Annotated in this window: 9 protein-coding genes and 1 tRNA gene; all 10 read right to left on the bottom strand. The window is 33.3% G+C overall.

From position 1 onward, the window contains the following. Positions 1–35: 35 nt before the first annotated feature. Complete coding sequence (locus tag ACN5J4_RS04170; RefSeq protein ID WP_418650903.1) at positions 36–341, bottom strand: DUF3467 domain-containing protein; 306 nt, start codon at positions 339–341, stop codon at positions 36–38. Between the two features lie 57 nt (positions 342–398). Continuing rightward, positions 399–4,670, bottom strand: a complete 4,272-nt coding sequence (gene rpoC, locus ACN5J4_RS04175; protein ID WP_418650904.1) for a DNA-directed RNA polymerase subunit beta' — start codon at positions 4,668–4,670, stop codon at positions 399–401. Between the two features lie 109 nt (positions 4,671–4,779). Beyond that, the gene (rpoB, locus tag ACN5J4_RS04180) at positions 4,780–8,592 is read right to left on the bottom strand and encodes a DNA-directed RNA polymerase subunit beta (RefSeq protein WP_418650905.1); all 3,813 of its coding nucleotides are present in this window, start codon (positions 8,590–8,592) and stop codon (positions 4,780–4,782) included. 236 nt (positions 8,593–8,828) lie between these two features. Further along, the gene (gene rplL, locus ACN5J4_RS04185) at positions 8,829–9,200 is read right to left on the bottom strand and encodes a 50S ribosomal protein L7/L12 (RefSeq protein WP_233883611.1); all 372 of its coding nucleotides are present in this window, start codon (positions 9,198–9,200) and stop codon (positions 8,829–8,831) included. Positions 9,201–9,248: 48 nt separating this feature from the next. Next, positions 9,249–9,764, bottom strand: coding sequence for a 50S ribosomal protein L10 (gene rplJ / locus ACN5J4_RS04190; RefSeq protein ID WP_418650906.1), 516 nt, complete (start codon positions 9,762–9,764; stop codon positions 9,249–9,251). Positions 9,765–9,784: 20 nt separating this feature from the next. Next, the gene (gene rplA, locus ACN5J4_RS04195) at positions 9,785–10,474 is read right to left on the bottom strand and encodes a 50S ribosomal protein L1 (RefSeq protein ID WP_418650907.1); all 690 of its coding nucleotides are present in this window, start codon (positions 10,472–10,474) and stop codon (positions 9,785–9,787) included. A 19-nt stretch (positions 10,475–10,493) separates the two neighbouring features. Further along, positions 10,494–10,931, bottom strand: coding sequence for a 50S ribosomal protein L11 (gene rplK / locus ACN5J4_RS04200; RefSeq protein WP_418650908.1), 438 nt, complete (start codon positions 10,929–10,931; stop codon positions 10,494–10,496). A gap of 65 nt (positions 10,932–10,996) precedes the next feature. After that, on the bottom strand, positions 10,997–11,545 hold the full coding sequence (nusG, locus tag ACN5J4_RS04205; RefSeq protein ID WP_418650909.1) for a transcription termination/antitermination protein NusG: 549 nt from the start codon (positions 11,543–11,545) through the stop codon (positions 10,997–10,999). Between the two features lie 2 nt (positions 11,546–11,547). After that, complete coding sequence (gene secE, locus ACN5J4_RS04210; protein ID WP_303526229.1) at positions 11,548–11,739, bottom strand: preprotein translocase subunit SecE; 192 nt, start codon at positions 11,737–11,739, stop codon at positions 11,548–11,550. Positions 11,740–11,793: 54 nt separating this feature from the next. Beyond that, positions 11,794–11,865 (bottom strand) — tRNA-Trp (locus ACN5J4_RS04215). Positions 11,866–11,897: the final 32 nt, after the last annotated feature.

The following is an 11,897-nucleotide window of genomic DNA, read 5'->3' on the forward strand; positions in this document are numbered from 1 at the left end:
TTATAAAAAAAACACATCCTTAAGGATGTGTTTTTTTAAGCTTCACCTGTCGTTCCTCCAAAATTCATTGGTATTGGAACTTGTTCATAGTCTTTAATTTCACCATTAGCGTGTTCAAACTTACGTACGTTTTCAGCTAAAGCCTTAGAAAGTCTTTTAGCATGCTGCGGTGTTAAAATAATTCTTGATTTTACTTTAGCTTTAGGTATACCAGGCATTATATTAATAAAGTCAACAATAAACTCTGATACTGAGTGATTTATTATTGCTAAATTACTATAGGTTCCTTCAGCAATATCTTGATCTAATTCAATATTTAATTGTGCTTCTTTGTTATCCATAATAAAAAGTAAAAAAATGGCCTCTAAAATATAGAAGCCATTACATTGTTTTATAAATTATAAATTTCTCTCCATCTCATCTATAGGGCCTACAATTTGATTATCGTAAGATCTCATTCCTGTACCTGCAGGTATACGTTTACCTACTATTACATTTTCCTTTAATCCTTCTAAGGTATCAATTTTTCCATTAACCGCGGCTTCATTTAATACTTTAGTAGTTTCTTGGAATGAAGCAGCTGATATAAATGACTTCGTTTGTAGCGAAGCTCTTGTAATACCTTGCAACACTTGTTCAGCTGTTGCTGGTTGTGCTTCACGAGCTGAAACTAAATTTTTATCTGCTCTACGTAAAATTGAATTTTCATCTCTTAATTGACGAGCTGAAATAATTTGACCTGGTTTTAAATTCTCAGAATCTCCTGCCTCTTCAACAACTTTCATTCCGTATATAGCATCATTATCTTTAATAAAGTCGTTTTTGTGGACTAATTGATTTTCTAGAAGTAAAGTATCTCCCGAATCAATAATTCTAACTTTACGCATCATTTGACGTACTACTACTTCGAAATGCTTATCATTAATTTTCACCCCTTGTAAACGATATACTTCTTGAATTTCGTTAACCAAGTACTCTTGTACTGCTGAAGGCCCTTTAATATTTAAAATATCTATTGGAGTAGTTGCTCCATCCGATAAAGGCATACCCGCTTTAATAAAATCATTTTCTTGAACTAAAATTTGATTAGATAATTTCACTAAATATTTAGTAATATCACCTGTTTTAGATTCAATAATAATTTCACGATTACCTCTTTTAATTTTTCCAAAAGATACAACCCCATCAATCTGAGCAATAACCGCCGGATTTGATGGATTACGAGCTTCAAATAATTCTGTTACACGTGGTAGACCTCCCGTAATATCTCCAGCTTTACCAGACTTACGTGGTATTTTAACTAAAGTATGACCCGATTCTACATTATCACCATCATTAATCATTAAATGAGCACCTACAGGTAAACTATATGAACGTAATGCATTACCATCAGCATCTTCAATAATTAAAGAAGCAATAATTTTTTTATTTTTTGAATCAATCATTACTTTTTCTTGGAAACCTGTTTGCTCATCAATTTCAACAGTATAATTTATACCTTGCTCTAAATTTTCAAACTTAACCTTTCCACCAAACTCTGATACGATAACTCCATTAAATGGATCCCATTGACAAATAGCTTCTCCTTTCTTTATAGCTTTCATATCTTTGTTAAAGATAATTGATCCATAAGGAATGATATTTGTACTTAATACAATGTCAGTTTTTTTATCTATAATTTTAATTTCTGCTGTACGAGAAATAACAATTTCAGTTTCTTTTCCATCGTTATCTTTTGCTTTTACAGTACGCAAATCTTCTATTTTTACCTTACCATCAAATTTAGCAAATAACTTATTATCTTCAGATATGTTACCTGCAACTCCTCCAACGTGAAAAGTACGTAAAGTTAACTGTGTACCAGGTTCTCCAATAGACTGTGCTGCAATTACTCCTACAGCTTCACCTCTTTGAACTTTATTACCTGTTGATAAAGATTGTCCATAACATTTTTCACAAATACCTCTTTCTGATTCACATGTTAATGCTGAACGAACCTCTACTTTATCAATACCAGCTGCTTGAATTTTATCAGCTAATTTAGATGTAATTAATTCACCCGATTCAACAATAATTTCATCACTGTTAAGTGCATACACATCTTGTAAAGACGTACGTCCTGTAATTCTATCACTTAAAGATTCAACGATTTCATCATTTTTCTTTAATGGAGCTACTTCTAATCCTCTTAAAGTACCACAATCAATTTCGTTTACAATAACATCCTGAGATACATCTACTAAACGACGCGTTAAGTAACCTGCATCAGCTGTTTTTAATGCCGTATCCGCTAAACCTTTACGAGCACCGTGTGTTGAAATAAAATATTCTAAAATCGATAATCCTTCCTTAAAGTTAGAAAGAATTGGATTTTCAATAATTTCTCCACCACCTGCAGTCGATTTTTTAGGTTTTGCCATTAATCCACGCATACCTGTTAACTGACGAATTTGTTCTTTAGAACCCCTTGCTCCAGAATCAAGCATCATGAATACCGAGTTAAACCCTTGTTGATCTTCACGCAAACGTTTCATAGATAATTCTGTTAATCTATTATTAGTAGATCCCCAAATATCAATTACCTGATTGTAACGTTCTTTGTTAGTTAACATTCCCATGTTATAGTTAGATACAATAATATCTACCTCTTTATTTGCTTCAGCAATCATTCCTGTTTTTTCTTCCGGAATAATAATATCTCCTAATGAGAATGATAAACCACCTTCAAAGGCATATTTATATCCCATATTTTTAATTTCATCTAAGAAATTTCCAACAGCAGGTATATTGGTTACTTTTAGAATATCACCAATAATTCCTCTTAATGATTTTTTAGTTAAAACCTCATTAATATATCCAGCTTCTTTTGGTACAACTTGATTAAATAAAACTCTACCAACCGTAGTTGCTACAATTCTAGTTACATGTTCACCATCTACAACATCTGCTGTACGAACTTTAATACCCGCATTTAAATCTACTCTTTCTTCATTTAAGGCAATAATTACCTCTTCTGGAGAATAAAAAGTTAATCCTTGACCTTGAATAGTAACTTCAGGAGTTGATTTTCTTTCTTTGGTCATATAGTACAGACCCAATACCATATCCTGAGATGGTACCGTTACAGGTGCTCCATTTGCAGGGTTTAAAATATTGTGAGATCCTAACATTAAAATTTGAGCTTCTAATATAGCTTCAGGCCCTAATGGTAAGTGAACAGCCATTTGATCTCCATCAAAATCGGCATTGAAGGCTGAACAAGCAAGTGGATGTAATCTAATTGCTTTTCCTTCAATTAATTTTGGTTGAAATGCTTGAATACCTAAACGGTGTAATGTAGGTGCACGGTTTAATAATACCGGGTGTCCTTTAATTACATTTTCTAAAATATCCCAAACAACAGGCTCTTTTCTATCTATAATTTTCTTTGCAGATTTTACAGTTTTAACAATACCTCTTTCTATTAATTTACGAATAACAAAAGGCTTGTATAATTCTGCTGCCATATCTTTTGGCAATCCACATTCTGATAATTTTAATTCTGGTCCAACAACAATTACCGAACGTGCAGAATAATCAACACGCTTACCTAATAAGTTTTGACGAAAACGACCTTGTTTACCTTTTAAACTATCAGATAAAGATTTTAATGGTCTGTTAGATTCTGTTTTTACTGCAGATGATTTACGTGTATTATCAAATAAAGAATCTACTGATTCTTGTAACATACGTTTCTCATTACGTAAAATAACCTCAGGTGCTTTAATTTCCATTAATCGCTTTAAACGATTGTTACGGATAATTACACGACGATATAAATCATTTAAATCTGAAGTAGCAAAACGACCTCCATCTAAGGGTACTAATGGACGTAATTCAGGCGGTATAACTGGCACCGCTTTCATAATCATCCACTCAGGGTTATTTTCTCTATTTTTCTGAGAATCTCTAAAAGCTTCTACAACGTTTAAACGTTTTAATGCTTCGTTTTTACGCTGTTTAGAAGTTTCGGTATTTGCTTTATGTCGTAATTCAAATGATAATGAATCTAAATCAATTCTTTCTAATAAATCAATTAAACACTCAGCTCCCATTTTAGCAATAAACTTGGTAGGATCTGTATCATCTAAATACATATTTTCTTGAGGAAGTGTATCTAAAATATCTAAATACTCTTCTTCTGTTAAGAAGTCCATTTTTTGTAACGGTTCTCCATCAACAGTTTTAGCATCACCTGGTTGAATTACTACATAACGTTCGTAGTAAATAATCATATCTAACTTCTTAGAAGGTAAGCCTAAAAGGTACCCCATTTTGTTAGGTAATGATCTAAAATACCATATATGTGCTACTGGTACTACTAAATTAATGTGACCTACCCTGTCTCTACGTACTTTTTTCTCTGTAACTTCAACCCCACATCGGTCGCAAATAATTCCTTTATAACGGATTCTTTTGTATTTACCACATGCACATTCATAATCCTTTATAGGACCGAATATACGCTCACAAAACAAACCATCTCTTTCTGGTTTATGTGTACGGTAGTTTATAGTTTCTGGCTTTAAAACCTCACCTCTTGATGCCTCTAAAATAGATTCTGGTGATGATAAACCAATTGAAATTTTGTTAAACTTTTTAACAGTGTATTTTTCGTTCTTTCTTGCCATAATAAGTAATGGATTCGAATTAAAAAATTTGCCTCTAATGAGACGTATATTTAAAATGATTTATCATTAGATAACCTAAAAAGGTTACCTAATGATATTTCACTGTTTGTTATTCCTCTAATTTAACATCTAAACCTAAACCTTTCAGTTCATGCATTAATACGTTAAATGATTCTGGTAAACCTGGTTCTGGCATAGTTTCACCTTTTACGATTGCCTCGTAAGTTTTGGCTCTACCTAAAACATCATCAGATTTTACAGTTAAGATTTCTCGTAAAATACTTGATGCTCCATATGCTTCAAGTGCCCAAACTTCCATCTCACCAAAACGCTGACCTCCAAATTGAGCTTTACCTCCTAATGGTTGCTGTGTAATTAATGAATAAGGTCCAATAGAACGCGCATGCATTTTATCTTCAATCATGTGACCTAACTTAATCATATAAATTATACCCACCGTTGCTGGTTGATCAAATCGTTTCCCTGTACCTCCATCATATAAATATGTGTGTCCGTAACGAGGAATTCCAGCTTCATCTGTTAAAGCGTTAATTTGATCAATATTTGCTCCATCAAAAATTGGTGTCGCGTATTTTTGATCTAACTTTTGCCCTGCCCATCCAAGAACTGTTTCATAGATCTGACCAATATTCATACGTGACGGTACTCCTAATGGATTTAATACAATATCTACTGGCGTTCCATCTTCTAAGAAAGGCATATCTTCTGCTCTTACAATACGAGCAACAATACCTTTATTTCCGTGACGTCCTGCCATTTTATCACCTACTTTTAATTTACGCTTTTTGGCTACGTAAATTTTTGCAAGTTTTAGAATTCCTGCTGGTAATTCATCTCCTACAGAAATCGTAAATTTCTCACGACGTAAAGCTCCTTGTAAATCGTTAACTTTAATTTTATAATTATGAACTAATTCAACAACTAATCTATTTAAGTCCTTATCAGTAGTCCAAGTACCATTTAAGTGTGTAAAATCACCTACAGAATTTAACATTTTTTGAGTAAACTTTTTACCCTTTGGTAATACTTCCTCCCCTAAATCATTAAATACTCCTTGAGAAGTTTTCCCTGTGATTAAATTGAATAATTTTTCAATTAATACATCTTTTAAATCTTCAAACTTATGTACATATGATGCTTCTAAAGTTGCAATAGCTTCTTTATCTCGAGCACGTTTACTTTTATCTTTTACAGCACGTTGAAATAATTTCTTATTAATAACTACACCTCTTAATGATGGTGAAGCTTTTAATGATGCATCTTTTACATCACCTGCTTTATCACCAAATATAGCTCTTAATAATTTTTCTTCAGGTGTTGGATCAGATTCTCCTTTTGGTGTAATTTTACCAATTAAAATATCGCCTGGATTTACCTCTGCTCCAATGCGAATCATTCCATTTTCATCTAAGTCTTTCGTAGCCTCTTCTGAAACGTTAGGAATGTCGTTTGTCAATTCTTCAGCTCCTAATTTTGTATCACGAACATCTAATGAATATTCATCAATATGAATAGAAGTAAAGATATCTTCACGAACCACTTTTTCTGAAATTACAATTGCATCCTCAAAGTTATACCCTTTCCAAGGCATAAAGGCTACTTTCATATTTCTTCCTAAAGCTAATTCTCCTTTTTGTGTTGCATATCCTTCACAAAGTACTTGACCTTCTTCCACTCTATCTCCAACTTTAACAATTGGCTTTAAGTTAATGTTTGTACCTTGATTGGTTTTTCTAAACTTAATTAAGTTATATGAGATATCATCTGACTCAAAACTTACTAAACGTTCTTCTTCTGATCTATCATACTTAATTTTTATTCTATTTGCATCAACATACTCAACTACACCTGCACCTTCAGCATTGATTAAAATACGAGAATCTTTTGCAACTCTACGCTCTAATCCTGTACCTACAATTGGTGATTCTGGGCGTAATAATGGAACTGCTTGACGCATCATGTTCGATCCCATTAATGCACGGTTGGCATCATCATGTTCTAAGAAAGGGATTAATGAAGCTGATATAGATGCTATCTGATTAGGAGCAACATCCATATAATCAATTTCAGTAGGTATTACTACAGGAAAATCACCTCCTTCTCTTGAAATTAATTTATCTCCAACAAAATCTCCAGCTGCATTAACCTCTAAATTAGACTGTGCAAACTTCATTCCTTCTTCCTCTTCAGCACTTAAATATATATGCTCTTGATTAACATCTACATTTCCTTCAATAACCTTCTTATAAGGAGTTTCGATAAAACCTAAATTATTAACCTTTGCAAAAACTGCTAAAGATGAAATTAATCCAATATTCGGTCCCTCAGGAGTTTCAATTGGACATAAACGTCCGTAGTGTGTATAGTGAACATCACGAACCTCGAATCCTGCTCTTTCTCTAGATAAACCTCCAGGTCCTAATGCTGATAAACGACGTTTGTGAGTAATCTCTGCTAATGGATTTGTTTGATCCATAAATTGAGATAACTGATTTGTTCCAAAAAACGAATTAATAACAGAAGACAATGTCTTCGCATTAATTAAGTCAATAGGAGTAAATACTTCATTGTCACGCACATTCATTCTTTCACGAATAGTACGAGCCATACGAGCTAAACCTACACCAAATTGACCTGCTAATTGTTCACCAACAGTTCTTACACGACGGTTTGATAAGTGATCTATATCATCTACTTCTGCTTTTGAATTAATTAACTCAATTAAGTATTTGATAATGGTAATAATGTCATTCTTTGTTAATACTTTCTGATCAATCGGTTCGTTTAACTGTAACTTGGTATTCATTCTAAAACGCCCAACCTCACCTAAACTATAACGTTGCTCAGAGAAAAATAATTTTTCAATAATTCCTCTTGCTGTTTCCTCATCTGGCGGCTCAGCATTACGTAATTGTCTATAAACATGTTCTACGGCTTCTTTTTCAGAATTCGTAGGATCTTTTTGTAATGTATTATGGATGATGGCATAATCAGCCATGTCATTATCTACCTTGTGTAATAAGATAGTTTTAGCACCAGCATCAATTATTTCATCTATATGTTCTTTTTCTATGATAGTATCACGGTCGAAAACAATTTCGTTACGCTCAATAGATACAACTTCACCTGTATCTTCATCTACGAAATCTTCATGCCAAGTTTTTAAAACTCTAGCTGCTAATTTGCGCCCTAATACTTTCTTTAATCCTGCTTTAGAAACTTTTACTTCTTCAGCTAAATCAAAAATTTCTAAAATATCTTTATCTCTTTCAAAACCTATGGCTCTGAATAACGTCGTTACTGGTAATTTTTTCTTTCTATCAATATAAGCATACATTACTTGATTGATATCTGTTGCAAATTCTATCCAAGATCCTTTAAAAGGAATAACTCTTGCTGAGTATAACTTGGTTCCGTTTGCGTGGAATGATTGACCAAAAAATACACCTGGTGAACGGTGTAATTGTGATACTACAACTCTTTCTGCTCCATTAATGATGAAAGTTCCAGAATTAGTCATATAAGGAATTGTTCCTAAATAAACATCTTGAACAATAGTTTCAAAATCTTCATGTTCAGGATCTGTACAATAAAGCTTTAATCTTGCTTTTAAAGGTACACTGTGTGTTAATCCTCTTTCAATACATTCTTGAATGCTATATCTAGGTGGATCTACAAAGTAGTCTAAAAATTCTAATACAAATTGATTACGTGTATCTGTAATCGGAAAGTTATCCATAAAGGTTTTATACAAACCTTCTTCACCTCGCTCATCAGCTTTGGTTTGCAATTGGAAAAAATCTTGGAAAGATTTCACCTGTATATCAAGAAAATCTGGATAATCGGTACCTAATTGCGATGATGCGAAGTTAATTCTTTCAGTAGTGTTTATCGTTGCCAAAAGAGATGCTATTTTTAAATTAAAAATATTATTTTTTGAAACTATCTTGTTTCAATAATGCAATTTTAATTGCTTTGCTGACTCAAAATCAGCTCTTTATAGTCGTATTATTGCAATTATATAATTGTAATAAAGTAAAGAACGAATATATACACAAAATGGTTTAGGACTAGAAACAAATGTTTCTAGTACCTAAACCTTAATTGTTTTATCCCGTTTTAAATCGGGAGTATAGCTTACTTAAGCTCTACTTCAGCTCCTGCTTCTTCTAAAGATTTTTGAAGACCTTCTGCTTCATCTTTAGTTACTCCTTCTTTAATTGGAGCTGGTGCACTATCAACGATAGCTTTAGCATCCTTTAAACCTAATCCTGTTAATTCTTTAACTAACTTTACTACAGCTAACTTAGAAGCACCTGCTGCTTTTAAGATAACATCAAATTCTGTCTTTTCTTCTGCTGCATCACCTCCTGCTGCTGGACCTGCTACTGCTACTGCTGCTGCTGCTGGCTCAATACCGTACTCATCTTTTAAAATATCAGCTAATTCATTAACTTCTTTTACTGTTAAGTTAACTAATTGCTCTGCGAAATCTTTTAAATCTGCCATTTTAATTGTTTTTTAAATTTTTATTATTTAGTTTATTAGTGCGCGAAATTATTTTTCTGATAATGTTTTCAATATACCAGATAACTTATTTCCACCTGATTGTAATGCTGAAACAACATTCTTAGCAGGCGATTGTAATAATGAGATAATATCTCCAATAAGTTCTTCTCTAGACTTAATGTTAACTAGTGCGTCTAATTGGTTATCTCCAACATAAACCGACTCTTCAACAAAAGCTCCTTTCAATAGAGGCTTGTCAGATTTTTTTCTAAACTCTTTGATAACTTTTGCAGGTGCATTTGACACCTCAGAAATCATCATTGAAGTATTTCCTTTTAAAACATTTGGTAAGTCTCCAAAATCTTTATCAGAAGCTTCCATTGCTTTTGAAAGCAATGTGTTTTTAACAACAGCCAGCTCTACATTTGCTTTAAAACAAGCTCTACGTAGATTAGATGTAGTAACAGCATCTAAGCCAGAAATATCTGCTAAATAGATGGTACTTGTATCTGCTAAGCGTACTGTTAAATCTTCTATTACTTGTAATTTGTCTTCTCTTGTCATAATTAAAAGTTTTAACTGCCCTATGATACAGATTTTTCATCTACAGCAACACTAGGACTCATAGTTGAAGACATAAAAATACTCTTTATATAATCTCCTTTAGCTACTGTTGGCTTTAATTTAATTAACGTTTGTATTAACTCTTTTGCATTTTCTTGTATTTTCTCAGCATCAAATGATACTTTTCCAATAGCTGCATGTACAATACCAGTTTTATCAACTTTAAAGTCAATTTTACCAGCTTTAACTTCTTGTACTGCTTTTGCAACGTTCATAGTTACTGTACCTGTTTTTGGGTTAGGCATTAAACCTCTAGGTCCTAAAACACGACCTAAGGGACCTAATTTACCCATAACACTTGGCATAGTAATAATAACATCAACATCAGTCCAACCTCCTTTTATTTTCTGTAGGTATTCATCTAATCCAACATAATCCGCACCAGCTGCTTGAGCCTCTGCTTCTTTATCTGGAGTAACTAATGCTAAAACTTTAACATCTTTACCTGTTCCATGTGGTAATGTTACAACCCCACGAACCATTTGATTAGCTTTACGAGGATCAACTCCTAAGCGAACTGCCAAATCAACTGATGCGTCAAATTTTACATTTGTAATTTCTTTAACCAAGGCTGATGCATCTTTTAAGCTATAAACTTTAGAGCTATCTACCTTAGAACGAGCTTCTTTTTGCTTTCTAGTAATTGCCATTTCTAATGTATTTTAAAGTTTAAGCAGGTGCATTACCTGACACGATTAATCCCATAGAACGAGCGGTTCCAGCTATCATTTTCATTGCAGATTCAACTTCAAAGGCATTCATATCAACCATTTTGTCTTCTGCAATTCCTCGAATTTGATCCCAAGAAACACTTGCTACTTTTTTCCTATTTGGTTCACCTGAACCTTTCTTAATTTTGGCCGCTTCTAATAATTGTACTGCAGCTGGTGGTGTTTTTACAACAAACTCGAAAGATTTGTCTTTATAAACGGTAATCACAACAGGTAAAACTTTACCTTGCTTGTCCTGTGTACGAGCATTAAACTGCTTACAGAACTCCATGATATTAACACCGGCAGCACCTAAAGCGGGTCCAACTGGTGGCGACGGATTCGCAGCACCTCCCCTTACTTGTAGTTTAACTAATTTACTTACTTCTTTTGCCATTGTTTAAGATTTAATGATGTGTTTAAAATGGAAGCTTTAAACACATCTAAATATAGGTGTAACGATTATATTTTTTCTACTTGCATATAGTTTAACTCTAATGGTGTTTTTCTTCCGAAAATTTTAACCATTACTTCTAACTTACGCTTCTCCTCGTTAACTTTTTCGACAGTACCGTCGAAACCATTAAAAGGTCCATCAATTACTTTTACTGTTTCACCAGTATTAAAAGGAATTGCAATGTTTTCATCTTTCACGGAAAGTTCATCAACTTTACCTAACATTCGGTTTACCTCTGATTTTCGCATTGGTACAGGCTCTCCTCCTTTTGTTTCACCTAAAAAACCAATAACTCCTGTTACTGATTTTATTACGTGAGGTACTTCACCTGCTAAATTTGCTTCGACCATTACATAACCAGGAAAATAAACCCTTTCTCTGTTAACTTTCTTTCCGTTTCTTACTTGAATAACTTTTTCTGTAGGAACAATAACTTTACTTACATAATCAGATAATCCAAATCGAGCAATTTCAGTTTCAATATAAGTTTTAACCTTATTTTCTTGACCCCCAACAGCTCGAACTACATACCACTTCATTACTGAATCAGCCATTATTAAAACATTTTAAAGAAGTTATCTAACCCCGTTTGAAAAACTTTATCTATTCCTGCTACCGCTAAAGCAAAAACAATTGTAAACGCAGCAACAACTACAGTTGACTTTTGAGCCTCTTCACGAGATGCCCATGTCATATTTGTATTTAGCTCTTCAAAAGAACCCTTGATATATTCTATAAAGTTATTCATTTTATTATCCTTTTAGCGAGCTGTGATTTAACATCGCAACTCGCTTATATTTTGCACGGACGGAGAGATTCGAACTCCCGACACCTGGTTTTGGAGACCAGTGCTCTACCGCTGAACTACGCCCGTATTTTATTTTAAAAGGAGTCTCTCACTTAAGA

Origin of the sequence: Tenacibaculum aestuariivivum (assembly GCF_964507685.1) — a bacterium.
GTDB lineage: Bacteria > Bacteroidota > Bacteroidia > Flavobacteriales > Flavobacteriaceae > Polaribacter > Polaribacter aestuariivivum.